This is a genomic window from Pseudidiomarina sp. (assembly GCF_048267825.1).
Classification (GTDB): domain Bacteria; phylum Pseudomonadota; class Gammaproteobacteria; order Enterobacterales; family Alteromonadaceae; genus Pseudidiomarina.
In genome coordinates, this window is sequence record NZ_JBLWWR010000014.1 from 25702 (window position 1) to 51359 (window position 25658).

26 protein-coding genes and 1 tRNA gene are annotated in these 25658 nt (G+C 47.9%); 7 read left to right on the forward strand and 20 right to left on the reverse strand.

Annotated features, from left to right (window positions below; all coding sequences use genetic code 11):
• Window positions 1-46: 46 nt before the first annotated feature.
• Window positions 47-706 carry a 7-cyano-7-deazaguanine synthase QueC gene (gene queC, locus ACN0UN_RS10290; protein ID WP_417659889.1) on the forward strand — a complete coding sequence of 220 codons (660 nt, stop codon included), beginning with the start codon at window positions 47-49 and terminating at the stop codon, window positions 704-706.
• Between the two features lie 4 nt (window positions 707-710).
• On the opposite strand, the gene nagZ is transcribed toward queC, so the two are convergent.
• Complete coding sequence (nagZ, locus tag ACN0UN_RS10295) at window positions 711-1742, reverse strand: beta-N-acetylhexosaminidase (protein WP_417659890.1); 1032 nt, start codon at window positions 1740-1742, stop codon at window positions 711-713.
• A 136-nt stretch (window positions 1743-1878) separates the two neighbouring features.
• Between nagZ and ACN0UN_RS10300 the strand changes: the two genes are divergently transcribed.
• Window positions 1879-3213 (forward strand): S41 family peptidase, encoded by a 1335-nt coding sequence (locus ACN0UN_RS10300; protein ID WP_417659891.1) that lies wholly within the window; start codon window positions 1879-1881, stop codon window positions 3211-3213.
• Here ACN0UN_RS10300 and ACN0UN_RS10305 read toward each other — a convergent pair.
• From ACN0UN_RS10305 to serB, 5 genes are read right to left on the reverse strand one after another with little or no spacing between them, the layout of a single operon-like run.
• Window positions 3210-3950: an ABC transporter ATP-binding protein gene (locus ACN0UN_RS10305; protein ID WP_417659913.1), complete on the reverse strand. Its 741-nt coding sequence runs from the start codon at window positions 3948-3950 to the stop codon at window positions 3210-3212. The genes ACN0UN_RS10300 and ACN0UN_RS10305 overlap by 4 nt on opposite strands.
• Window positions 3943-4902, reverse strand: coding sequence for a FecCD family ABC transporter permease (locus ACN0UN_RS10310; RefSeq protein WP_417659892.1), 960 nt, complete (start codon window positions 4900-4902; stop codon window positions 3943-3945). The genes ACN0UN_RS10305 and ACN0UN_RS10310 overlap by 8 nt, the downstream gene beginning before the upstream one ends.
• The gene (locus ACN0UN_RS10315) at window positions 4899-5627 is read right to left on the reverse strand and encodes a hypothetical protein (protein WP_417659893.1); all 729 of its coding nucleotides are present in this window, start codon (window positions 5625-5627) and stop codon (window positions 4899-4901) included. The genes ACN0UN_RS10310 and ACN0UN_RS10315 overlap by 4 nt, the downstream gene beginning before the upstream one ends.
• Before the next feature lie 2 nt (window positions 5628-5629).
• Window positions 5630-6991 carry a DNA repair protein RadA gene (gene radA, locus ACN0UN_RS10320; protein ID WP_417659894.1) on the reverse strand — a complete coding sequence of 454 codons (1362 nt, stop codon included), beginning with the start codon at window positions 6989-6991 and terminating at the stop codon, window positions 5630-5632.
• Window positions 6992-7008: 17 nt separating this feature from the next.
• Window positions 7009-7683: a phosphoserine phosphatase SerB gene (gene serB / locus ACN0UN_RS10325; protein ID WP_417659895.1), complete on the reverse strand. Its 675-nt coding sequence runs from the start codon at window positions 7681-7683 to the stop codon at window positions 7009-7011.
• 178 nt (window positions 7684-7861) lie between these two features.
• Here serB and ACN0UN_RS10330 point away from each other — a divergent pair, with 178 nt between their 5' ends.
• Complete coding sequence (locus tag ACN0UN_RS10330) at window positions 7862-8323, forward strand: hypothetical protein (protein ID WP_417659896.1); 462 nt, start codon at window positions 7862-7864, stop codon at window positions 8321-8323.
• On the opposite strand, the gene ACN0UN_RS10335 is transcribed toward ACN0UN_RS10330, so the two are convergent.
• From ACN0UN_RS10335 to ACN0UN_RS10385, 11 genes are all read right to left on the reverse strand, one after another.
• A complete protein-coding gene (locus ACN0UN_RS10335; protein WP_417659897.1) occupies window positions 8303-9094 on the reverse strand; it encodes a TatD family hydrolase in 792 nt (263 codons plus the stop codon). The two genes, ACN0UN_RS10330 and ACN0UN_RS10335, sit on opposite strands and share 21 nt — an antisense overlap.
• Window positions 9095-9120: 26 nt before the next feature.
• Window positions 9121-10716: a peptide chain release factor 3 gene (prfC, locus tag ACN0UN_RS10340; protein ID WP_417659898.1), complete on the reverse strand. Its 1596-nt coding sequence runs from the start codon at window positions 10714-10716 to the stop codon at window positions 9121-9123.
• A gap of 109 nt (window positions 10717-10825) precedes the next feature.
• On the reverse strand, window positions 10826-11467 hold the full coding sequence (locus tag ACN0UN_RS10345; protein ID WP_417659899.1) for an SCO family protein: 642 nt from the start codon (window positions 11465-11467) through the stop codon (window positions 10826-10828).
• A 6-nt stretch (window positions 11468-11473) separates the two neighbouring features.
• Complete coding sequence (locus ACN0UN_RS10350) at window positions 11474-12214, reverse strand: formylglycine-generating enzyme family protein (RefSeq protein ID WP_417659900.1); 741 nt, start codon at window positions 12212-12214, stop codon at window positions 11474-11476.
• A 13-nt stretch (window positions 12215-12227) separates the two neighbouring features.
• A complete protein-coding gene (locus ACN0UN_RS10355) occupies window positions 12228-13379 on the reverse strand; it encodes a multicopper oxidase domain-containing protein (RefSeq protein WP_417659901.1) in 1152 nt (383 codons plus the stop codon).
• A gap of 31 nt (window positions 13380-13410) precedes the next feature.
• Window positions 13411-13806 carry a c-type cytochrome gene (locus ACN0UN_RS10360; RefSeq protein WP_417659902.1) on the reverse strand — a complete coding sequence of 132 codons (396 nt, stop codon included), beginning with the start codon at window positions 13804-13806 and terminating at the stop codon, window positions 13411-13413.
• A 180-nt stretch (window positions 13807-13986) separates the two neighbouring features.
• Window positions 13987-14691: a purine-nucleoside phosphorylase gene (gene deoD, locus ACN0UN_RS10365; RefSeq protein ID WP_417659903.1), complete on the reverse strand. Its 705-nt coding sequence runs from the start codon at window positions 14689-14691 to the stop codon at window positions 13987-13989.
• Window positions 14692-14699: 8 nt separating this feature from the next.
• Window positions 14700-15920, reverse strand: a complete 1221-nt coding sequence (locus tag ACN0UN_RS10370) for a phosphopentomutase (RefSeq protein WP_417659904.1) — start codon at window positions 15918-15920, stop codon at window positions 14700-14702.
• A 27-nt stretch (window positions 15921-15947) separates the two neighbouring features.
• The gene (gene deoA / locus ACN0UN_RS10375) at window positions 15948-17270 is read right to left on the reverse strand and encodes a thymidine phosphorylase (RefSeq protein WP_417659905.1); all 1323 of its coding nucleotides are present in this window, start codon (window positions 17268-17270) and stop codon (window positions 15948-15950) included.
• The gene (gene deoC, locus ACN0UN_RS10380) at window positions 17271-18038 is read right to left on the reverse strand and encodes a deoxyribose-phosphate aldolase (protein WP_417659906.1); all 768 of its coding nucleotides are present in this window, start codon (window positions 18036-18038) and stop codon (window positions 17271-17273) included.
• A 5-nt stretch (window positions 18039-18043) separates the two neighbouring features.
• The gene (locus ACN0UN_RS10385) at window positions 18044-18466 is read right to left on the reverse strand and encodes a cytidine deaminase (protein ID WP_417659907.1); all 423 of its coding nucleotides are present in this window, start codon (window positions 18464-18466) and stop codon (window positions 18044-18046) included.
• Between the two features lie 174 nt (window positions 18467-18640).
• Here ACN0UN_RS10385 and ACN0UN_RS10390 point away from each other — a divergent pair, with 174 nt between their 5' ends.
• On the forward strand, window positions 18641-18859 hold the full coding sequence (locus ACN0UN_RS10390) for a DUF2892 domain-containing protein (RefSeq protein WP_417659908.1): 219 nt from the start codon (window positions 18641-18643) through the stop codon (window positions 18857-18859).
• A gap of 10 nt (window positions 18860-18869) precedes the next feature.
• Window positions 18870-19187: a metalloregulator ArsR/SmtB family transcription factor gene (locus tag ACN0UN_RS10395; protein WP_339879803.1), complete on the forward strand. Its 318-nt coding sequence runs from the start codon at window positions 18870-18872 to the stop codon at window positions 19185-19187.
• On the opposite strand, the gene rimI is transcribed toward ACN0UN_RS10395, so the two are convergent.
• From rimI to ACN0UN_RS10410, 3 genes are all read right to left on the reverse strand, one after another.
• Entirely contained in the window at window positions 19184-19648 is a 465-nt protein-coding gene (gene rimI, locus ACN0UN_RS10400) for a ribosomal protein S18-alanine N-acetyltransferase (RefSeq protein WP_417659909.1), read from the reverse strand. The two genes, ACN0UN_RS10395 and rimI, sit on opposite strands and share 4 nt — an antisense overlap.
• Window positions 19645-20016: a hypothetical protein gene (locus ACN0UN_RS10405; protein WP_417659910.1), complete on the reverse strand. Its 372-nt coding sequence runs from the start codon at window positions 20014-20016 to the stop codon at window positions 19645-19647. The genes rimI and ACN0UN_RS10405 overlap by 4 nt, the downstream gene beginning before the upstream one ends.
• Window positions 20017-20063: 47 nt before the next feature.
• Window positions 20064-20140, reverse strand: a tRNA-Trp gene (locus tag ACN0UN_RS10410).
• A 184-nt stretch (window positions 20141-20324) separates the two neighbouring features.
• Between ACN0UN_RS10410 and ACN0UN_RS10415 the strand changes: the two genes are divergently transcribed.
• Window positions 20325-22070, forward strand: coding sequence for an autotransporter assembly complex protein TamA (locus ACN0UN_RS10415; RefSeq protein ID WP_417659911.1), 1746 nt, complete (start codon window positions 20325-20327; stop codon window positions 22068-22070).
• Window positions 22067-25474 (forward strand): translocation/assembly module TamB domain-containing protein, encoded by a 3408-nt coding sequence (locus tag ACN0UN_RS10420; protein WP_417659912.1) that lies wholly within the window; start codon window positions 22067-22069, stop codon window positions 25472-25474. Before ACN0UN_RS10415 ends, ACN0UN_RS10420 begins: the two co-directional genes overlap by 4 nt.
• Window positions 25475-25658 lie beyond the last annotated feature (184 nt).

The window sequence follows — 25658 nt, forward strand, 5'->3', positions numbered from 1 at the left end:
TAAGCGCATAATTTTAGCGTAAATTCAGCAAGAATAGGATCTTCTAATGGCAAAAGTTGTCGTTATTTACTCAGGTGGTATGGATTCCTTTACCGTGTTGCATCATGCACTAAAGCAAGGACACGACGTATACGCCTTGAGTTTCAACTATGGGCAACGCCACGTTCGCGAGCTCGACGCAGCGGCCACAGTCTGCAAATCTTTGGGGATTAACCATAAAGTAGTGGATATTTCAGCGATTAATACGTTGCTGGCAGGAAGCTCTTTGACCTCCGATATCGACATTCCTGAGGGGCATTACGAAGCTGAATCCATGCAGTCGACCGTTGTACCGAACCGGAATATGATTTTGCTTGCGCTTGCCATTGGGTACGCCGTGAGCATTAAAGCTGAGGCCGTATATTACGGTGCGCATTCTGGCGACCACGCAATTTACCCTGACTGTCGCCCTGAGTTTGTAGAGAAGATGAATGCCGTTAGCCTCATCGCCAACTATGAACCGATACCTATCGAAGTGCCATTTCTAACCAATACTAAAGCAGAGATTCTTGCAGCTGGTTTAGCTATGGGCCTCGACTACGCGCAAACGTGGACCTGTTACAATGGCCGAGAAAAAGCATGCGGCAAATGTGGAGCCTGCGTTGAACGACTTGAAGCATTTGCAGCGAACAATTGCGTTGATCCGCTGCCTTACGCCTCAGCATAATCTATTACGAGTCAGTTGATTCTGACGCCATTTCTGCCAATATTGCCTGCGCTGCATGCCAGCGCGGGTGATTATGTAACACCGATAAGGTCATGCCTGCTGGCTTGGCCAACTGTTGGTAGCAGCGCTCTTGTTGTTTGTTGAGCTGTGCCAAGCGTGGTTCAATTGCTTCGATAACCTCAATGGCTCCAGCGCGATCATTACACACCAGCACCATGTCACACCCAGCATCTAATGCAGCGTACGCGCGGTCAGTCATAGAACCAGCAACCGTTGCGCCAGCCATACCTAAATCATCGCTAAAAATAATGCCTTTAAACTGCAGTTGTGCACGCAAAATATCCTGCAGCCAGTAGTGTGAGAAACCTGCTGGTTTATCATCAACCGCCGGATAGATAACATGGGCAGGCATCATCGCATCCAGGCTGCTTGCCAACTCAATAAACGGTGGAAGATCGGTCTCAAGGATTTCACTCCAACTGCGTTCATCAATTGGTATTTCAATGTGGGAGTCGGCCCGCACAGACCCGTGCCCTGGAAAATGCTTACCGGTCGCTTTCATGCCAGCTTGGTGCATGCCTCTGATAAATGCCCGGGCGACAGGTATGATTTGTTTAGCTTCAGTGGCAAATGCACGGTTACCAATCACTTCACTAATGCCATTAATATCGAGCACCGGCGCAAAGCTGATATCGATGTCCATCGCCAGCACTTCGGTTGCCATCAACCAACCCAATTCTTGAGCCCAGTGTAAAGCCTGCTCATCGCTTGAGGCTTTTACCAGAATATCTGCCATGGCAGGAATTTTGCTAAATCCGTCTTTGAATCGTTGTACCCGACCGCCTTCATGATCAACTGCAATGATAAGTGGGTTTCTCGCTGCAGCACGTGTTTGTCGCACCAGTTCCACCAACTGTTCAATATCGTGAAAATTACGACTAAATAAAATCACCCCACCTACCGCTGGATGCGCAAGCAATTCGCGCTCCTCAGCGGTCAGCTCATGGCCTGTTAAATCAATCATTACTGCGGTCATAGATGAATCTCTTAAAAACGATGTGGCAGGCAGTGTGCCAAATTTGGTGACGCGCGTCACTAGGGAAAGTTTGGCGATTTGCGTAAAAATCTGTCATCTTAATAACGTACATATTACCTGTAGAGAGATTGATAGAATGAAAACAAATCAAAAGTTTGTACTGTCGAGTCTAGCGAGCTGCTTTATTCTTGCCGGATGCGGAAGTGATAGTGGCGAAGAGTTTACACCTATCGTGGATCAGTGCAGTAACGCTGGCCAAGTGAGTCGGTTTTACGATTACATGCAGGACGACTACCTGTGGAATGAAGATTTGCCGACGAATATTAATCTGGCGAATTATTCCAATGTGTATGACTTACTTGAAGATTTGGTCATTCCTGAAGATCGCTACAGTTTCATCTTAACCGAAGAAGAATACCAAAGTCGCTTTGTGGATGCCGAGTATGCCGGACTTGGGTTTAGCTCTCGCATTACCACCGATAACCGTGTTTTTATTAATTACGTTTATGCCGAATCGCCGGCCGAAGTGGCGGGAATGAAGCGCTCTGACGAAATCACGCACATTAACGGTGTGTCAGTTCAAACTTTGCTCGAGCAAGACCGCTACGAAGAAGAGCTTGGTGCCAATGACGTTGGCGTTAGCGTTGAAATTACCTGGCGGGAACAAGCAGGAACCAGTTTTACCGATGTCTTGACCAAGGACATTGTCGAAACCAATACCGTTTTGGCTGTTGATCGCTTTGCAGTTGACGGAAAAGATGTCGGGTATTACGTACTCAATAGCTTTATTAATCGTACCGGTGAAGACCTCAATTCGGCTTACGACCAATTTGCAGGCGTCGATGAGCTGATTATCGATGTTCGCTATAACGGTGGTGGCTTAACGCGTTTCGCCAACCAAGCGGCAACACAAAGCGCAGGTGATAACGTCATCGGCGAAGTGTTCACCAAGTATCTGTTTAATGCCAATAATTCTGACTCAAACTTTATTGAGCAATTCCAACTGTATGAAGGCATCGAGCAGTTAAACCTGAACCGTGTTTATGTATTAACAACACGCGCCAGCTGTTCCTCGTCTGAGCTGATCATCAATGCGCTTGACCCATACGTTGAGGTTGTTGTTGTTGGCGGGCCAACGTGTGGCAAACCGGTTGGACAGATTCCTGAACTGCTTTGTGACAAACGCGCTTTTGTTGTCAACTTTGAAACCGTTAACGCACTTGATGAAGGGCGTTATTTTGACGGTTTAGCACCAAATTGTGCTGCGAGTGACGTGCTTGTTGGTGATTGGGGCTCGGCGGATGATCCGATGTTGCAGGCTGCGGCTTATCACATGACATTTGGCCAATGCGAACCGGTCAGCACGAAGAGCGCGGACTCTGTACAACGCAGTCAGTCGGCCACAACGAATGCTGTTCGCTTAGAATCACGGCCACTGACATTGCCAGAGTTATGGCGTCAGGAACATTAAAGGCGGCGCGGCAACATAGCCACACCTTTTGGATTACATAACCAATCAACGCTAACCTTGTACGCAGTGGCAAGGTTAGCGTCTGTTAATACTTGGTTGGGCGTACCATGTGCCAACAACGCACCATGGTGTAAAAGAAGCATTTGATCGCAATATTGCGCTGCTAATGCCAAATCATGCAGGGCAACAAACACCAGTTTCCCACGCTGACTGCTGGTTTTTAGCCAATCCATGGTAAGTAACTGATAGTTAAGATCCAAACTGGCTGTTGGCTCGTCAGCAATTAACAACGGCCGGTTCATGGCATGTGTACAAGCCAATGTCACGCGTCGCTGTTCGCCACCGGATAGCTGGGTCACCGCACGGTCTAATAATGGCTCAAGCTCGAACTGCTCAATACTTAACTGACGCCACTGAGCCAACTCTTGGGCGCCAGCACGAAGATTAAGCTGTGCTGTTCGTAATAAATCGGCAACCGTTGCAGGTTCCTGAAATTGTGTTTGCTGGGGAATAAAGGCAAGGTGTTGGCGACGCTCCATTGCCGACCAGCGTGTCATCTCCTGATCAGCCCACGTTGCCGAACCCGATACATCGTTGAGCAGCCCAGCCATAATTTTGAGTAGGGTCGATTTACCTGCGCCATTTGCACCAATCACACCAATCAATTGCCCTGGCCCTGCGCAAAAGCTGAATGGCTTGAGGCGATTCGAGTGCGCAATACAGTCAAGTTTAAGCATCACGATTTTCCTGCTTCGTCAGCAGTACCAGCAGCCACGGCGCACCTAATAAGGCAATAACGACACCAAGCTGCAACTCAACGCGGGTGTCCACAGATTTTACCAAAGCGTCTACAGCAACCAGTAAAATTCCGCCAACAATGCCGCTGAAGATAACGAGGGGTAACGGACGATTAACACCCAGTAACCGAACCACATGGGGTGCGACTAATCCAATAAAACCAATAATTCCGGCAGTCACCACCGAAGCCGACACCAATAAGGCGACCGCTAACAGGAGCAGGAACTTACTTCGCCCTTCATGAAAACCCAATGTCTGCACGGTTACTTCATCGAAAACCTGTGCCTGCAGATAACGCCGCTGACTCACCAATAGCACAATTGCCAACGCGACAGCTGGAATCATCAACCACACATAAGCCCATCCGCGGTTTGCCACCGATCCCATTAACCACAACGCCCACTCTTGAAAAGCGAACGGGTTGGGTGCCAAGTTCAACACCACCGCAATCAACGCGCCGGAAATTGCAGCCAGCGCCACACCCACCAAAATAATGCGTATGCCCCGTGGCTGCGAACCCGCAAAAACCCACAATAAGGCGAGCGTTATAAGCCCCCCGGCCATACCAATAAAAGGTAGCCACCAGACTACCGGGCTTACCGCGCCCCAATATAAGGTAATCACAGTAGCCACAGCCGCACCGCCGGCGATACCCGTGATTCCCGGCTCTGCCAAGGGGTTCCTTAACAGCAACTGCAAAACACTGCCCGCAATCCCTAACGCCACGCCATTTAGCAAGGCCAGCATAAAACGGGGCAAGCGGATTTGTTCAAGAATGTAGTGATCAAGTGTACTTTGCGGAATTAGCGACCAGCTTTGACCACCGCTACCAAGGTGCCAAAGCCCAATCAGCAGCGCCAACGTGGCGATAATTAATAGCCGTAGGGTCATGACTGCGTCACCTTATTGAGGTAGTCATCGGCGCGCTGGGCTGGGCAGCCACTGAGCTCTGTCGGTATTTGTACCACCTGCCGCTGCTGCAACCATGGCTGCAAGGCATTATGCCAAAGCCAATCGTTAGCGCGCGCATAGTCACTTGCAAAACCGTCTAAAACGACACGTTCGGGTTGCATCTGAATGAGTTGCTCTAAGCGTATTTGAACCAGCGCAACATCTTCATCAGCAACAACCACCGAAACGCCATGGTGCCGTAACATATCCACAATAAAACTGCTGCCACCCCAGCTGTATTGGTTTGGCATAATAATTAACACGTCGTGCTGGAAGTCTTTCCCCACCGACATGCGCTGTTCTTGTGCAATGGCCCAAACTGAAAGCTCCCGCTCAAGTTGCAAGGCTGCACCGACGGTTGCCAGACTCTGTTGCCACTGTGACCACGAGTTCGGTTCATCCACCCGCACAATCTGAGTTGCCTCATCGAGCGCTGCAACTAAGCGCGCATTGGTGTATGTACCATAAAGAACGGCATCCGGTTGAGCCGCTAAAATACGTTCCAGCCGATTGCCGTGAGTGGTGCTGGGCACAAACTCCCAAGCCGCTGGCAGCCACTGCGGAACCCACGCATCGAAACAAGGGTTTAACGATACCAGGCGCTGCGCAGACGCATTAGCACTCATCATGCAGGTCATCAAAATCACGCCAAGCGTTCGTAACACCGTCAAATAGCCTCTAAAGCATCTTGTAAACTTTTGACACCGATAACTTGCATACCTTCTATGGTTTCTTTCGGTTTATTGCCAAAAGGCACGATAGCTCGCGTAAAACCATGTTTGGCAGCCTCGTGCAGGCGAGCTTGCCCATTTGGCACAGGTCTGATTTCGCCCGACAGCCCAACTTCGCCAAATACAATTAAGTTTTTCGGTAACTCGTTCTCACGAAAGCTTGAGACTATTGCGAGCAACAAGGCTAAGTCAGCTCCAGTTTCCGTAACCCGAACGCCACCAACCACATTCACGAATACGTCTTGGTCGGACATATGTAAACCACCATGCCGGTGGAGTACCGCAAGCAACATTGCCAAGCGCGTGGTTTCCATTCCCACCGCCACCCGACGAGGGTTCGCCAACTGGCTCGCGTCAACCAATGCTTGTAATTCCACCAATAAAGGACGTGTACCTTCCCAAATAACCATGACCACCGAACCGCTGCCATGTTGTTCACCGCGCTGTAAAAATATTGCTGATGGATTCGTGACTTCCTTCAACCCTTGACCGGTCATCGCGAATACGCCCAACTCATTGGCAGGCCCAAAACGGTTTTTATGACCGCGTAACGTACGAAATCGTGAGTCGGTGTCGCCCTCAAGAAGAATTGAGCAGTCAATGCAATGCTCGAGTACCTTGGGCCCCGCGAGTGAACCGTCTTTGGTCACATGTCCAACCATGACAATCGCTACCCCATTTTGTTTCGCGTAGCGAGTTAAATAGGCGGCACACTCTCGAACCTGCGAGACACTTCCTGGCGCTGATTGAATATCTGCTAAATGCATCACCTGAATGGAGTCAATAACCATAACCCGTGGTTTTTCTTTGTCAGCTAAATCACAGATGGTTTCAACCGAAGTTTCGGCCAGCATTCGAAGTTTATTGGTTGGCAGGTTTAGGCGCTGAGCGCGCAACGCTACCTGCTGCAAGGATTCTTCACCCGTTACATAGAGCACCGCCATGTTTTCAGCTAAACGGCACATTGTCTGCAGTAATAAGGTACTTTTACCTGCCCCAGGCGATCCACCTATCAGGATAGCCGAGCCCGGCACAATGCCGCCGCCCAACACGCGATCAAACTCTGCAAAACTGCTACTAAACCGCGGTAGCTCTTCGAGGTTAACATCGCTAAGTGTCTGCACTGTTGCACGCGTAGAGCCTGCATAGCCGCGCCGTTCGGCGCCTGTTGGTTTGGCGCTCGCCAGACGCAACTCCGTGATTGTGTTCCACGCCTTGCACTCTGGGCATTGTCCCAGCCAGCGCGCAAAGTCTGCTCCGCAATCGTTGCATACAAACGTTGTTTTTGTTTTTGCCATAGCGAATTTTTCCTAAGCTACAAAGCGTGTGATGGGTTGTTTACTATCTGTTGTTCGAAATAACGCACTATGGCCATTAAGTCAGGCTCATCAATGATCAAGTCTGCAATTTCCTGCAGGCTTGGTTTTGCACAAAATGCAACACCAAAACCGGCAGCGTTCAGCATCGGAATATCGTTCGCACCATCGCCAACGGCTAATGTCTGATGCATCGGAATATCCGCTTCACTGGCCCAGCGCTCGAGACATTCGGCTTTGATTCGAGCATCAACAATGGGCTCTTCAACTTCACCGGTTAGCACGTCGTTGTCCCATACCAAGCGATTCGCAAGGCAAAAATCGAACTTTAGCGTTTGGCTTACCGGCGCAGCAAACCAGGTGAACCCACCTGAAACTAAAGCTGTTTTCCATCCTTTTTGATGCAACCAGTATAGTAATTCTTGCGCCCCGGGCGTAAATGGAATGGGATCAAACAGCTGCTCGAGTTGAGTGCGTCGCACGCCGCGCAACTTTGCTACGCGCGCCTTTAAGCTTTCTGCAAAATCCAGTTCACCGCGCATAGCGCGTTCGGTAATAAGACTAACTTCGCGCTTGCACCCCGCAATCGCGGCAATTTCATCAATGCACTCAATGGTGATTAGGGTTGAATCCATATCAAAAATGGCAAGTCCCGGCTTAGAAAAATCGAGCATCAAGCTTTAGCCTCTGGCGTTAATTTTGTTGCGAAGTTCATACATATCAACGTATATTTGACCCATGATAAAAATACCTACTCATGTTAACAGCCTATTTAAACTTGTCTATCGGCGTGGCCGTCGATTGGGCTTGGCTGTGCTTATCATACTACTCATTGAACAGTCTTGGACTGCTATGCATACAACCAGTTTGCAGGAGTTTCAAGCGCACAGCCACACCTTAGTCAGCCTAACAGCTGAACAGGCCGCATCAGAAGCTCACTACTGGCTTGAAACTGATCAGATAGCGAACTTGCAAGAGTTGGTCAATAACCTACAACAGCAGCCGTTTGTTGCCTCAGCCCAAGTTCAAAACCGCTATGGCCAAAACGTCGTCGAGTCGACTTCATTAAGCGATACCGATGAAGTTCAACAGGCTTTAACCGTCGTGGAAGAAATCACCAATGAAACTCAGGTAATCGGCTACTTAACATTAACCATAGATGAAACGTTATTGCTGCAAGAACCTGTCAAAACTCATGCCTATTTGACCTTCTATGGTCAATTTTTGCTGCTTTTTGCAATTATTGCGGGCGTGTTTATCGCCATCACATTCAACCGATGGCGTTACCGACGCTCAGCCGTGCCAACCAAATAAACGACACGCGTTGTTCCAGGTTGCTGCAGCGAGCTCCTCGACAGATTCCTCCCGCAATTCCGCCAACGTACGCACTACGTCGATACAGTGTGCCGGTTCATTGCGTTGGCCTTGATACCCCGAAATTGGCATATCAGGTGAGTCGGTTTCTAACAGAATGTTCGACAGCGGTGCTTGCGCCAGTGCCGTGCGCGTTTTGTTGGCTCGTTCATAAGTAATGGTACCGCCAACACCGAGCATAAAGCCAAGCTCAATCCACGTATTGGCCTGCTCTTTGCTGCCACTAAAAGCATGAATTACACCTGGGTTTTCAGGCAGTTTACTGCGAGCCTGCTTAAGCACACGCAATAATTCTGGCTGTGTTTTACGGTGGTGAATTACAACTGGACGTTGAAACTCACAGGCGAGGTCGACTTGTGCGGTAAATAATCGGGTTTGCGTTGTGTAGTCTTCGCAGCAAGCATCCAGTCCAATTTCACCAACCGCTGCTGTGGGGTTGCTTTCCAGTTGCTGCGCCAGCCACTGTAAATCATCATCTTGATGTTGATGAATAAAATACGGATGCAGCCCAAAGCCTTGCAGCAGCGCGACACCAGCGCAATCGTCCGGCCATTGGTTATCGCTGCTCGAATTGCTTAAGCTTTGTCGCCGTGAAACACCAGGTACAAAGATTGCGCGAACCCCTACATTTAAGGCGCGAGCAACAACGTCTTTGCGGTCTGATGCGAAGGCGTCGAAATCAAGATGACAATGACTATCAAATAATTTCATAACGCCCTCCGACCATTTTAAATAGGTTAATGTTCGCGCGTGTGACTAAACACAATCTCCGGATAGCGTTCGGTAGCCAAACTGAGGTTAACCATTGTTGGTGCAATGTAAGTAAGATTGTCGCCACCGTCGAGCGCCAAGTTTGATTCCGCCTTACGACGAAAATCATCAAGTTTCTTCGCATCCGAGCAGCTTACCCAACGCGCGGTAGCTACGTTAATACTTTCATAAACAGCATCAACGTTATATTCCGATTTCAAGCGATGCACAACCACGTCAAACTGCAGAACACCGACCGCACCAACAATCAAATCATTATTACTTAATGGGCGAAACACTTGCACAGCGCCTTCTTCAGACAGCTGGACGAGGCCTTTTAACAACTGCTTCTGTTTCAGTGGGTCTTTCAGGCGAATACGGCGGAATAGCTCCGGTGCAAAATTAGGTATACCGCTAAACTTGAATTTCTCGCCACCCGTAAACGTGTCACCGATTTGAATGGTGCCATGATTGTGTAAGCCGATGATATCGCCCGGATAAGCTTCTTCCACGTGTTCGCGGTCGCCGGCTAAAAAGGTAAGCGCGTCTGCAATACGAACATCTTTACCAATGCGCACCTGATGCATCTTCATACCCTTTTCATACTTACCAGATACGATTCGCATAAACGCCACACGGTCGCGGTGCTTCGGGTCCATGTTTGCCTGAATTTTGAACACAAATCCAGAAAACGCTGGGTGTGTTGCCTCAATAACCTCTCCGGTGTCGGTTTCGCGCGACAGTGGTGTTGGGGCCCAGTTAACTAACCCATCAAGCATGTGGTCAACGCCAAAATTCCCCAAAGCGGTACCAAAATAGACAGGGGTTAATTCACCGGCTAAAAACATTTCTAAATCAAAGTCGTTCGAGGCGCCTTTTACCAACTCTATCTGCATCCGCAACTCGTCTGCATAGTCACCAATGCGCTTGTCGAGCTCTGGATTATCCAGCCCCTTAATTACATCAACCTCTTGGATACGGTGACCTTGGCCAGTCTTGTAGAAAATGATTTCATCGTTAATAAGGTGGTAAACCCCTTTGAAGTTCTTACCCGAGCCAATCGGCCAAGTAATTGGGGCACACATTATATTGAGTACATTTTCAACTTCATCGAGCAGCTCAATCGGATCGCGAATATCGCGGTCGAGCTTATTCATGAAGGTAATAATTGGCGTGTCACGCAAACGCGTAACTTCCATTAATTTAATGGTTCTATCCTCAACGCCTTTTGCGCCGTCGATAACCATTAAACACGAGTCAACTGCGGTAAGGGTTCGATAGGTGTCTTCAGAAAAATCTTCGTGTCCCGGCGTATCGAGTAAATTGACCAAGGCACCGCGATACGGAAATTGCATCACGGAGGTCGTGACCGAGATGCCACGTTCTTTCTCCATTTCCATCCAGTCAGACTTTGCATGCTGACCTGATTTTTTTCCTTTTACAGTACCGGCCTTCTGTAACTTTTGCCCATGCAACAATACCTTTTCGGTAATGGTGGTTTTACCCGCATCCGGGTGAGAGATGATCGCAAAAGTGCGGCGTTTTGCTACTTCTTTTGCAATTGATTTAGCCAGTTCTGACATGCGTTGACTCTTTTTACCTTAAGGAACAGAATTGAATACGAAAGTGGCGCGAATTCTAACCGAATTCGCGTCACTTTTGTACGATTAACTCAATTCTGGCTTAGGTCACTTAATGATGCAGCAAGTGATTGTCGTCAATTATCTTCATTAATGCTGCTGCAGCGTCCTCTATAGGGCGATTTAAGCCTTCAGTACGCTGTACAATACGCCCTTGAGTATCAAGAACGGTTACGAGATTACTGTGATCAAAGTCGCCATCTGAACGTTTGCGATAGCGTACACCCAGCAAGGTCGCCAGTGCTCGAATGTTGCTATCGTCGCCATGTAGGAATGTCCAAACATCATCACCAAGCCCATATTTATCGGCGTATTCGGCCAGGGCTGCTGGCGTGTCTCGGTATTCATCGAAGCTTACCATGACCAATTTCACATGGGCCTGATACTGTTCAGGCAATGCTTGGAAAACGCGACGCGCATCATTCACTAATACAGGGCACGCGGTGGTGCAACTGCCGTAGATCATTGAAATCACAACAGGCTGTCCCTGCAAATCAGCCAACGTTAGGGTCTCGCCAGTGTGACTCTGCCACTTACCATCTAAATGATAAATAGAATCGTCCTGACTTACTTCGGCAGCACCAAGCGTGGTGTGGTTTTTGTGATCATGATGGCTGTGTTGACTATGATCTTGCGCAAGTGCAGAACCCGATACCAAGCAAATAGCTGTAAATGCTAAAATTAATTTGTTCATCGTTCTTTACTCCATGTCATATGCACAACGAAAACCTAGCGTGCTCGTTGTGCTTTGTGCGCGATAGTTACTGCGGGACTGATAGCGGAAAAATGTCGCATAGCTGGCATCGCCAAAATCAGCCATAAACCGCGCACTATCACCGCAAGAGCCAGCTAACAAGTCAGTGTCATCACCGTTAGTTAGCAATAACTGGAAATCTTCCACCCACTCGTTGACCCGATCATGCATGTGCATCAATTGTTCCGAGCCAATGTTGAGTGACTGCTGGGCGTAGGCAGTTGGATTGCTGTGTCGACCGAACAACAACTGCGCATAAGCTTTGTCGCTTAGCCCTTGTTGCTGCAGTTGATGATTCGAGGCATATTCCCACTCATCGAGCGTCGGCAAACGTCCACCTTGGGCCGAACAATAGGCGCGAGCAGCAAACCATGACACTTGGGTAATTGCTGAATCGGCGCGCTTCGCAGGAATGCTTTCTGCATTTGGCCAATCACTTAAATAGTTACCATCGTGGAAGATGGCGGCGATATTATCTCGCCGCCATTTCTTATTGGCTTGTGTAAACACCAAGTAATCTGCATAAGTGACTGGTATCGCGTCGAGCTTGAAAGCTGGCATAACCACTGTATCAACGGATTCGTCCAACAATACGGCAGGCTTATACTCGCCGGCTGGAATAATTACCGGGTCCGCATTCACGCTGGCTACTACCAATAAACTCAAAACACTCAGCCACTTAGTCATTTCATCACCTCAATTACTTAGTTTTGCGCGGGCCTGCGTACAAAGCGCCAGCAGCACCACGTTCAGCATCAGCAAATTCGTGGTCAACTAACTTGTACACGCCTTCTTCTGGCACGATAAATTCTACGGTAGCGCTGCTACTAGCACCCAGCAGCACAGTTTGCATGCCATACCAAGTATTACGCGGGTCACCTTCAGCCCACACACGGTCAAAAATTGCACCAATAACGTGGAAGCTTGAAGTGCCTGACGGGCCTGCATTTAAGAAGTGAATACGTACACGGTCACCGGCATTCGATTTCAGCGGGTTCTCGCTTAGGGCTGATACGTGGCCGTTAAATACAACGTGGCTTGGGTCACGTGCTAACGCTGCTGAATGGTCGTAAATGTAGCCATCACCCATTTCAGACAGGTACATTTCTGACTGAACAATTACGTATTCTTGATCAACTTCTTTATCAGTTGGGTAGCCTTCTTTGGGTGATACAACAACAGCACCATATTGACCCATCGCTGTGTGCATCAGCACGCTTGAAGTACCGCAATGGTACATATAAGTACCTGCGTAGTTTGCAATCCATTCAAACTCAATTGTTTCGCCTGGGGCGATTGTTGCCCATTTATCGTTGGCTGCTACGGTACCACTATGAAAGTCCATTGAATGCGGCATTGGCGCTACAACAGGTTCATGTTTTTGCAGTTGGTTTTGCGCGACTTGGTTGTAGTATGGCGCTGCACCTTTAAATGGCTTAGTAATTACCACTTCTTCTGTTGAGCGGTTTTTCATTTTGAATACAACACGGTCACCTTCGCGAACGTGGAGTACTGGACCTGGAACACTGCCACCGAATGTCCATGCGTTATAGCTAACACCTGGCGCTACTTCGACTTTTTGCGAAAATACGTCCATGCGTACTTCGTGTTCTTTATTGCCTTTGTAGTCAAGCTCAGCAAGGTGCGGCACCATAGTTACATAGTCACCAACAACCGCTGGACCGTTGTAATCTTCACGGTAGATTTTTGCTTTTGGCATACCGTAAATTTTACCGTCGATTACGTATTCACTGTCATGCTTGAGTGGAACGTTCGCATCAGCTAATGCCGGTAAACCAGCAATGGAAACTAATAGCGCACTTGCAACTGCAGTTTTAACAAAGTTTTTCATGAGATTTCTCCAAGTAATAACGAATTATTAATTAACGAACCGCTTTAATTTCTTCAGCTGTGACAGTCTTGCTGCCGCCTGCAAACTTTTCGTTCACATAATTAACAACCGCAGCTATGTCTGCATCGCTCATGTATCCCATGGGCGGCATCATGCCGTTGTAATCGGCGCCATTGACAGTGATTTTGCCGGACTTACCATTGATGATAGTTTCGGCAACATACGCAGGCTTATCAGTAATGTTTGAGTTACCAGCAAGCGGTGGGAATACTGCCGCCATGCCTTGACCATTTGCTTGATGGCATGCCATGCAATTCTTTTGATAAACCGCAGCACCCGCATCGGCTTGAGCGACACCGCTAAAAAGTGCAAGCGCAGCTGCTGCACCGACAAACATGCCTGATTTAATTTGATTAACTTTAGTCATCTTAAGTACCCCTATTCGAAGCTTTATTTGATGACCATAGATTAGCTGAAACCAGCCTGTTTACGAGTGAAATGAGGGAGTAAGTAGAAGCTACCCCTTTCAGGTTATAGCCTCTATTACTGGGGGATAAGAATCGATTTCGAATTAAAAAAAGTTATTGAAGGTCGTATTTTTTAACACTTAAATAAGGGCGTCGAGGGTCAATTGAACCATCTCGTGAAAACCTATTTGGCGTTCGCTCGAACTCATTGCTTCATCGCGGGCGATATGATCAGAAACCGTCAATACGGTCAGTGCAGCAACACCATGTTCAGCTGCTACGCCATACAATCCGGCAGCTTCCATTTCCACAGCGAGAATACCGTGTTTACGCAGTAACTCCAGCCGCGACATATCGTCTTGATAAAAAAGATCTGCCGAGAACACATTGCCGACTCGCACGTTGAGGTTCGTTTTCTCGGCTTGCTCCACCACTTTTCTTAGCAGCCCAAAATCAGCAATCGCGGAAAAATCGAAGCCGTTAAAGCGCTGGCGATTTACGCCTGAGTCCGTACTGGCGCCCTGCGCTAAAATGATATCGCGAAGATTGATATCCGATTGCACTGCACCGCAACTGCCCACACGAACAAGCTGCTTCACGCCATAAAAGCGGACTAGCTCAGTCGCGTAAATTGAACAGGATGGTATGCCCATACCGCTCCCCATCACAGATACCGGCACTCCTTTGTAGGTACCCGTGAACCCCAACATATTGCGTACATTGGTTACTTGCTTCGCATCAGTTAGAAATGAACGCGCTATAAATTCAGCTCGAAGGGGGTCGCCAGGTAGCAAACAAATTGGCGCAAATGCATCTTTGGCTGCATTAATGTGGGGTGTCGTCATGATTATATTTACTCAGTTAAAAAGCTTTTACCATAATCGAGCGATGCCAGGTTTAGCCATTGCGCCACTGTTTGGCCTATATCTGCGAAGGTTTCCCTGCGGCCCATGGAACCAGGTTCAATGTTGCTGCCAACAGCAATTACCGGCACGTACTCTCGCGTGTGATCGGTACCCGGCCACGTCGGATCACAGCCGTGGTCGGCGGTAAGTATCAATATATCATCGGGTTGTAGCGCAGCTTTGAGTTGTGGCAACAGTTGGTCAAATAATTCTAATGCGGCAGCATAACCACTGACATCACGGCGATGCCCATAGTCGCTGTCAAAATCGACTAAATTGGTGAATATAATACTGTTGTCAGGCGCTTCTTTTAGTTGCGCTATAGTCGTATTAACCAAAGCCGGTATACCCGTTGCTTTTAACTGTTTGGTAACCCCCTGATGCGCAAAAATATCAGAAATTTTACCAATACTAATAACTTCTCCACCTGCTTGAACAAGCTTATCCAAAACCGTGGGGGCTGGCGGCGGAACGGCATAATCGCGGCGGTTTCCAGTACGTTTAAATGTGGCTGCATCCGCACCGATAAATGGACGAGCAATAACGCGCCCAATGTTATATGGATCAAGTAATTCGCGCGCTATTTCGCACAGGTTGTACAACCGCTCAAGCCCAAAACTCTCTTCATGACATGCTATCTGAAACACCGAATCTGCCGATGTATAAAAAATGGGCTTACCGGTTCGAATATGTTCTTCACCAAGCTCAGCAATAATGGTGGTTCCAGACGCATGACAATTACCCAAGTAGCCTGGCAGGTTCGCTTTCGCAACAATCGCGTCAAGTAGCGCAGTTGGAAATGAATTCTTTGGCTCAAGAAAGTAGCCCCAGTCAAACAGCACGGGTACGCCAGCCATTTCCCAGTGTCCCGACGGGGTATCTTTGCCCGACGACAACTCTTGCGCCCAACCAAAGCGACCGATTATTTCTGCGGCTGGCTCAATGCCTTTGGGTTGTTCATTCGTTGCACCGTAATAGGCTTCGCCTAAGCCTAACTGGATTAAGTTCGGTATGCGCAATGGCCCTGTTCGCCCCACCTCGGCTCGCCCTTCGGCTGCTTCCTGCGCGATATGACCAAATGTATCAGCACCCACGTCACCAAACTTTTCAGCATCAGCCGCCGCACCAATACCAAATGAATCAAGTACCACAATAATTGCACGCGCCATAATATACCGTCCTGTTCGGGGCTAATTCTAATTGCGAATATAGCGGTAGATAACCTTACTCGCCGCCGCCGGTGCAGTTGCTAATGTTACAGCGTTGCGAACGCGCTCCGCTGCATCTTCCCAACTTTCTTCGTCGCGAGCATAAAGCATCGCGACGGGTGTTTTATTGTCTATATACGTTCCCAAGCCCACAATTGCATCAAGCCCCACCCCAAAATCCAGGGTGTCGGTGCTACGCTGGCGTCCACCACCAAGTGCGACAACAGCCATTCCTACGGCTCGTGTATCAATTTTAGTCACAAATCCAGCGGTATTAACGAATACAGGTTTCGCAACCTTAGCGAGTGGCAAGTGATGTTGATAGTTGGACAGTAAATCACTCGGCCCCCCTAGCTGCACTACCATCTGGCTAAAACGTTCTGCCGCTGCTCCACTGGATAGAACATGTTCAACCTTGCTTTGGGCTTGCTTAAAATCTTCGGCCAGTCCGCCTAACAATAGCATTTCAGCAGAAAGTGCTACCGTCACCTCATGTAGCCGCGGTGCCCTATATTCACCAGTTAAATACCGAATTGCTTCGCGCACTTCAATTGCATTACCAGCAGACTCAGCCAGCACTTCATTCATGTCCGTCAGGATAGCGCTGGTCGCTAAACCGGCACCATTGGCCACCGCAACCAAACTTTCTGCCAGCTCTGATGCATCGGACTCGGTTTGCATGACCGCGCCATTACCAACTTTTACATCCAGTACCAAACCATCGAGACCTGCTGCAAGCTTCTTCGACAGGATGGACGCAGTGATCAGCGGAATCGATTCAACTGTCGCGGTAATATCTCGCGTTGCGTAAAAACGCTTATCAGCGGGCGCTAAATCACCAGTTTGGCCAATAATGGCAACACCGGTTTGCTTTACCACCCTCCGAAACGTTTCAAGATCGGGCAGCGTTTGATAGCCGGGTATTGAATCCATTTTATCGAGCGTACCGCCTGTATGCCCTAACCCTCGCCCTGAAATCATCGGTACATAACCGCCGCATGCGGCAATGATTGGCCCCAGCATTAAGCTAACGACATCGCCAACACCGCCCGTTGAATGCTTATCGAGAACCGGACCATCAAGTTCCATTGCCTGCCAGTTCAACACCGTACCCGAGTCACGCATGGCTAATGTTAAAGCAACAGTTTCATCGGCCGTCATTCCACGAAAAAATATCGCCATCGCGAGCGCTGATATCTGACTTTCAGAAATGGATCCTTTGGTGAGCCCCTCAACAAAGAACCTAATTTGGGCGGACGTTAAAACACCGCCATCGCGTTTAATTCGAATGATTTCTTGGGGTAAAAACATTTAGTATCCTTCGCCAGCCGCTACATTTTTTCCTGCAAGCGTCGCTAGCAGATTTTTCAATAAACTACTTGCACCAAAACGGAAGTGATCAGCCGTAAGCCATGAACGCCCCATTATAGACTCCGCTAAAACCAGATATTCAGCAGCTTCAGAAGCCGTGCGTACGCCACCTGCAGCTTTAAACCCGCAGTTCTTTCCGCTGGCTTTGATTGCAGTTAGCATAACTTCTGCAGCGTCGAGCGTTGCATTAACTGGCACCTTACCCGTTGACGTCTTAATAAAATCAGCACCCGCTGCAATCGCTATCTCACTTGCAGAACGAATCCGATCTTTGGTGTGCAGTTCACCACTTTCGATAATAACTTTTAGCTGCGCCATATCGCCGCAGGCTGTTTTACACGCAGACACCAAATCAAAACCACACTGGGTATTACCCTCTTGCAAAGCTCGCCAAGGAAAGACCACGTCCACCTCATCGGCACCGCACGCAACTGCGCGTTCAGTTTCAGCAACTGCTCGCTCGATATCTTCACTGCCGAAAGGAAAATTAGTTACCGTAGCAACCTTTACCTGGGGCAAGTTTAGCCGCTGTAATTCAAGCTTGGCCCACACGACCATTTCTGGAAATACACACACGGCCGCAGGGGAACCAAAAGGCGTATCAGCAGCGGCGCACAATGCACTAATAATTGCAGGCGTGTCGTTGTTATTTAAAGAAGTAAGATCGGTAAAGTGAAGCGCTTTTAACGCTGCCTGTGAAATGTCCATAGCAATTAAACTCTGTATTTTTCGATATCGAAGTAAAACGCGTTCGGTAGCAACGTTCCAACTGTCCAACTTTCTTGGCCCGTATCACAGGTAGATATCACTTCGGTTTCCGGTTGAAAAAACTCCGCCATCACCTGCCGACAGGCTCCACAAGGAGAATAGACTTGCTCACTTGGTGTATAGATGACCAGTTGTTTAACTTTAGATAGGTCTACGCCTTGCGCAACAGCGGTAAAAATTGCGGTACGTTCTGCACAGTTTGACAGCCCGTAAGAAACGTTTTCTACATTGCAGCCGGTGATGAGTTCACCAGCATCAGAGGCAAACGCTGCACCAACTTTAAAACGACTGTAGGGCGCGTGTGCGTACGCTGCTGCCGCTTTTGCTTTGGCCTGCAGCTGGTGCTGTTGTGAGCTTTTGTTACTCATAATGAATCTTCTTTTTGTATGGCAGTAAAGCTTACTCCGTTAGCCTTTCAAATTAAAGTACGCCAAATGGGGGATGTTATTTAAGTAATCGCTGAATTAATCATTCAAATCACTTTGCGATTACAAAATTTGGAGCTATGCTAATTTAGCAACTTCTTAATTACGGAGAATATCATGAGTGTCGAACGTGCTTTAACTGCCTTTGCGGGCTTTATGGTGCTATTATCTGTTGCCTTAACCGTATGGGTTCACCCAAATTGGGTCTGGTTAACAGTGTTTGTTGGTGCTAATTTATTCCAGCAGTCATTCACTGGCTTTTGTCCAGCCAGAATTTTTCTTAGAAAAGTTTTTAAATTAAAAACTGAGCGCGAGCTCGCACAATCAAACCAGTAGAGAGAGAGTTATGAGCATGCTGATGGATGCTGAAATGCAAACCGGTGAAGCACAAGATGCTGCAGCGTTTTTGCGCTCAATTGCTAACGAACACCGCCTGCAAATTTTGTGTCATTTGGCCGGCGGTGAGAAAAGTGTTGGTCAATTAAACCAGCATTTTCCGCTCAGCCCATCAGCATTCTCACAGCATTTAGCTGTACTGCGTCAACAAGGGTTGGTGAAATTCAGGAAAGAAGCTCAAACTATTTTTTATTCCATTAATGACCCGGACACCATGCGATTTATGCAGCTTTTACGCAGCAAGTTTTGCCCAACTTACACCGATTAAATCTCAGTAGGTTTGTTCCAGAGCATCACAATCGCATCCTCTTTCGTGTCACTCAGGGTTGGATAATAATTCTTGCGTAAACCCACCTCTTGAAAACCAACCTTCTGATAAAGCTTACGCGCTGCATTATTACTTGAGCGCACTTCTAAAAAAACTTTCGCTGACTGTCGAGCGGCCTGCGCCAATACGTACCGAACTAAAGCTTCCGCATAGCCTCGCCGTTGCGCCTGAGGTGCAACAGCAATGTTCATAATGGTCCATTCATCAGCAACGGGTTGATGAACTAGAATAAAAGCGTACAGCTCGCGCGCATCGTGTGACCAAATACCGAAGTTTTGATACTCAGCCGCAAAGCATGATCTTAAATTCATTTCTGACCAAGGCACTGCAGCAGCTGACGCTTCAACTGCAACAACAGCTGGAGTCCAGTCTAAGAGGGAGATAGGGAGTGTTGGTGTCACAACGATCGGCTAACTATCTGGTTCCACGTTTCGCGTTTAGCTGCAGCCGGGAATACATTACCAGGCCCTAAGGACAAATAAATGATGCGTTCTTTCGACCAGTTTTCAATGGTACTTGCCGCCGTTTCAGCTAGCGCTCCAGAGTTTTCCTGATCTAACGTGCGAACTAAATCATTCAGCCATTGCGGGCGATTTACGGGAAGTGGGCTATCGGTAACGATTAACCAACTGCTTAAGCGATAACAATGCTCATGCTGCTTTGGTGGCACGTCAACATTTGTGGTGCGCTCACGCCAAAGCGGCAGGCCGATTGCTGCTAATGCATTTTGTTGTGATTTATTAAAAAGAGGAGTCGTTCGATCTGTCATGCGATTAGCCTAGCCCAAACGCTCAAGATAAGGAAGCATTAAAAAGCTGGCAGGGGTGGAGGGATTCGAACCCCCAACCGTCGGTTTTGGAGACCGCTGTTCTACCAATTGGAACTACACCCCTGCAATCAAGGTCTGAATTATACTGGCCAAACATTCTCTGGCAAGCTATTTGTAATGTTCTATCGCCTAACTGCGGCATTTTTCACCACTTCACCGTGAGCTGGGTGCTATACTGCTGTTTTTGTACGTACTTATTTGAAAGGTAATTCATGGGTGTTTGCGGTCGCTTTTTTCAGGGAATGCTAATGATAGTCTCACTATGCTTTTTACAAGTGAGCTATGCGCAGTCGTCGTGGGAGCAAAGTGATGCAAAACTTGCTGTACGGATTGAAGGAATCGAGGGGCAACTGCTGCAGAATGCAAGAGCTTACATTGGTATCAAGGCACTCGAGGGCCAAACAGTCCCATCGATATTCCGAGTTCGGTATCTCGCGCGAAAAGGCGAGCAAGAACTCCTAACAGCCATAGAACCCTATGGTTTCTATAACGCCCAAGTAAAGAGCGAAGTTATTGAGGGTGACGACACCTGGACGGTGCTCTATACCGTCGACGTTGGCCCCGTCACCACTTATGGTGATGTAAATATTGAGCTCACCGGCAGTGCACAATATGATGCCGCATTTCAGAAATTGCTTGAGGAAAGACTTCCCTCCCGTGGCCAACCGTTTAACCACCAAGCCTATGAACGTTTAAAGTCCGGATTACGTAATCTGGCGGCTGAACGTGGTTATTATGATGCCCAGTTTTCGACACATAGTATTAAAGTAGAGCGCGACAAGCAGATTGCGAATATCACGCTGGTATTTGAGTCAGGCGAACGTTATTTATTTGGTGAGACCTCTTTCTGCTGTTCGTTTCTTAATGAGAGCCTGCTTGAACGCTTCATCCATCACCAGCGCGGTGAGCCATTTAACACGCGCGCACTGCTTGATTTGCAAGTTGATTTGGCGGGAAGTGAGTACTTTAGCACCGTTGAGGTGTCGCCCCGCTGGGATCAAGCAACAACCAATCAAGTGCCTATTGATGTAACCCTATCGCCAAATAAGCGCGACCGTTATCAAGTCGGATTAGGCTATGGTACTGATACGGGCGCACGTATTACCATGGGCTTCGATCGACGCTGGGTGAACGATCGTGGTCATCGTTTGAGTAGCGTAATTCGTTTATCTGAAGTACAAAATACCGGCTATGTAAGTTACATCATTCCGGGGAATGACCCAGCGCGAGACTCTTATAGTTTTAATGGTGAGATAACCGATCGCTCCTTTGAAGCGCAGCGCTCCAAGTTATACCGTGCCTCGTTTAAAGACATAAGACATTATGACCGTTGGCATCGCACGTACCAGTTAGCTTATCAACGCGAAGACTTTTCGTTCGGTGATGAGCCGACCTCCAGTTCAAACTTTCTTATTCCCTCGGTTGAATGGAGTCTTATCGAAAGCTCCAGCCTGCCAGCAAACCGCAACATAATTGATGACGGATACCGTATCTCGATTATGCTACAGGGCGCCCATGAGAATGTTCTGGCGGATACAAATTTTGCCTCGGTCAAGTTAAGTGCAAAATGGGTACATCGGCTGAGCGACGAATGGCGTGTGCTTATGCGAAGTGAAGTTGGTGCTTTACAGACAGATGATTTTGATGCGCTGGGTTCAACATTGCGATTTTTTGCCGGTGGTGATCATAGCGTCCGCGGATACGCCTACCAACAGCTTGGTCCCACAAATGCTGACGGTGTTGTCGTTGGTGGTCGCTTTATGACAGCAAATTCTATTGAAGTCGATTATGCCTTCAAATCAAACTGGCGGGTCGCCCTTTTTACCGATATCGGTAACAGTATGATGGACTGGAACGATCGGCTTAAACAATCGGTCGGTTTTGGTATTCGTTGGGTCTCCCCCATCGGTCCGGTGCGGTTAGATTTAGCTATGGCCATGGACGAACCAAGTAACCCATGGCGCTTACACTTGACGCTGGGGCCTGACCTATGAAGTTTGTGAAGTATCTCGCCTGGGTCATTGTGGTTCTGTTCGTGGTTATACCAAGCGCGATAGTGGCTTTGCTTATGACCACCAATGGCTCGCGCTTTGTCATCGACCAGTCTACGCGTTTCACGCATCTGGAAATCAGTTATACGGCCATACAAGGGAACCTACTGAGTTCACTTGAATTAACCGGTTTAGCGATAGAAAACGAACAATGGCAGCTATCTGCTGATACGTTACGAATTTCCTGGCAACCGACCGAGCTCATAGAGAATAGATTGGTATTTGAGGAAGTTTACACTGAGAAGCTGCTGTTCAAAACAACCGGTACCGCTGCGCCTCAGTCAACTGATACCCCAATTACGTTGCCAGATATTCAGTTGCCAATTCACCTGGTGATTAACCAGTTCAGCGCCACGAACAGCGCGTACACGTCACCAGAAACGACAACTCCACTCCCCGACCTGAGTGGGCAATTGGCATGGAAAGATGATCAACTCTCCATACCCGACCTACAAATAACTTATGAAGCCATCGATGCAACGGTTTCTGGACGAGTTCAAACATCTGGCACATACCCATTGCAGCTTAGCGCTCAGTGGTCCATGGCTGACCCTATTAAAGGTGCACAGATCGCTGCGGTGTCTGGTCAATCGACACTAGTCGGCGACGTTAAACACTTACGTGTCGAGAACGCGTTTAGCGTTTCAGCCAATGCCCGGCAGCAAACGGCTTCTATAGATATAAAGGATTTGTTTGAAAACCCTAGCTGGCTTGGCAAGGTTGAGGTCAGTGAGCTAGCGGTCGCGCCTTTCTTACCGATGTTCCTGGAGCAAGATTCAGCATTATATGAGTGGTTAAGCAATAGCTCGACAAGTGCCCTTGCAACAGTCGACAACCAGCAAATTATGATTGAGCGATTAGAGCTAAACCAGATTGGTGAAGAGCTGGGGGCTGTTGAGCTACAAGGTGTCGTTTCAAACTATCTGCAAGCTACCAATGCGCCAGAGCAGGTTGAGTTCGATTTAAATCTCACCGCGAAGCGCCTCGCAGTTCCGAATGAACTGGTTCCGCAGTCTGTATATTTTGAATCGGCCGTGGGCGAAGTGCGCGGCAACTTAGCAGCCTATACGCACAAGCTTTTAGCGCAGGGTACTTACGCAGATAATAAGTCAGTTAATATCGATTTTTATGGCCGAGGAAGCGCAGAAAGTGTTGATTTTGAAGTTGCTACCATTACTTCCAAATTAATTACTACCGAGTTTTCTGCACAGGCCAACTGGCAAACCGAACTCAACGCAGAGGTCGATATAAAAAATCTCAGTGCCTTCCCGCCTGAGTTAGCTGGCTACAGTGACCCCGAACTATCTGCAAACGGTAAATTGTCTTTCCTCAGCAATCGCCTGAGCGCCCATAATTTCAATATCTCTTGGATGGATAATGAGGTTGTGCTTGATGGCGCTATGACGAAGGAATCACCACTATCCGCATTGGTTAAGATACCCAACCTCGAGGCGCTTTATGACAACGACTATTTGGCGGGAACGCTTGACGTGGAATTAGCTGTCGTTGGTCAAATTGATAAGTCGTTACGAATAGAGGTTAAAGATTTTAATGCCGATCACCCCGACTTTGGCCAATGGCAAACCAATAAGCCAGCCACAATTAACTTACCAGTCAATCAGCCACTTGCCTTTTCGGTAACGGATTTTTGCGTTATTTCTGATGGGAGAACCGCAGCAGCTGAACTGTGTTTAGCAAGTGCATCTAAAGGCACAAAGCAAACCACACAAATTAATGGTGCGAATCTGCCATTAGCATTACTCAACAGATTTAGGTCTGCTGAGGTGGCTGAAAGAATTTGGGGACTCGCAACTCTTAATAGCACTATTGTGTATGACACAGAGACTTGGACGCTCGATCACACTGAAGGTAATGTCGGTAGTGAGCGTACTGTTTTATTCGCACTTGATGAAGAAGTGAGCACGCGATTTGAGTACTGGCGAATTAACTGGGCCGGAAATACCGAATCTATCAAAGCAGAAGTTACTGCTGAATTAGAGGACGACCGTGGTCTTGTTATTGGCGACATTACTATCAGTGATCTCACCGATGTTGCTGCGCTGAAAGGTGAAATCATCATGGAGTTGCATGATCTAACGGTATTGCAGTGGGTATTGCCGGATTTACGGTATGAAGAGGCCCAAGCATTAGCCCTAATCACTATTGGCGGCAACGCCAAAGCACCTGAAATAACCGGTTCAGTTGAGCTTGCAGCAAAAGAGATTGGCTTTACACAAAGTGGTTTGCTGCTTACCGATGTCAGAATCGCGGCTTTTGACACGCCAAATGTAGATGCTTCAATTACGCTCGATGGCCAAGCGCAATCAGGTGATGGCTGGATAAGTATAAAAGGTAATGTTCAGCCGCTGGCAACTGAACTTGATTTACAAATTGAAGGCGAAAGCTTCCGTGCTGTTCAGTTACCAACAGCCACTATCGATGTAAGCCCGAATATCAATATTCGGGTAAAGAATCAACGTATCGACATTACCGGCGAAGTGCTCATTCCGTACGCTGTAATTGATCAACCGGAACTGAGCGAGATTGCAACCACGCCCTCTGCAGATGTGAAAGTATTTGAAAATGGCGAACCTGTAACGCAACAAAGCGATTCTCTTTATCCTTTATATGCCGACGTAAGGGTAACCTTGGGGGATAAAATTCAGGTGACTGGTTTTGGTTTTGAAGGTGAACTAGCTGGAAGCCTCCGAGTTTCAGAAACGCCAACGCGTGCTTTAACAGCCACCGGCGGTGTTTCGGTGACCAAAGGTTTTTATGAGTTGTATGGCCAACGTTTGGAAATTGAGCGCGGTTCTTTAATTTATAGCGGTGGGCCAATCGCTAATCCAGGTTTGGATTTGCGGGTTGTTCGAGCACAGGAAAATATTATCTCGACAGAGCAGGTTTCGGTTGGCGCACAAATTAGCGGAACACTCCTAGAGCCAGACTTCCGGCTGTATTCAACGCCAGCAATGCCTGACAGTGAAGTTTTGTCGTACTTAATACTCGGTCGAGGTTCTGGAGTGAGTTCTACTGGCAATGAGAACTTGCAGTTACAAGCGCTGATACTGTTAGGGTCTAAGGGAACAGATTTACTCGGAGAGTCCTTACAAGATACCTTTGGGTTTGATGAGTTTGGTATTGATTCCACCATGAACCCGAACGATACGTCATTTTACGTGGGCAAGTACTTATCACCAAGATTATACGTGAAGTATGGCGTGGGCTTATTTGAGAATACCAATAGCTTCTTAATACGCTATCTACTCTCTGAGAAGTTGATCATTGAGACTACAACCAGTGGTCAATCTCAAGGCGGCGATATCTTCTATACAATAGAAAAGTGAGAAGGCGTTAATCGTTATTCGTTATTCGTTAATCGTTGCTCGAAGTGGTCTTTTCTTTTTTTCGAATAACCAATAACGATTAACCAGTAACGCGTTTGTTTTTCAGACATAAAAAAACCCCGAGCGTTTGCTCGGGGTTCTCGATTTAAAGCCTGGCGGTGTCCTACTCTCACATGGGGAAGCC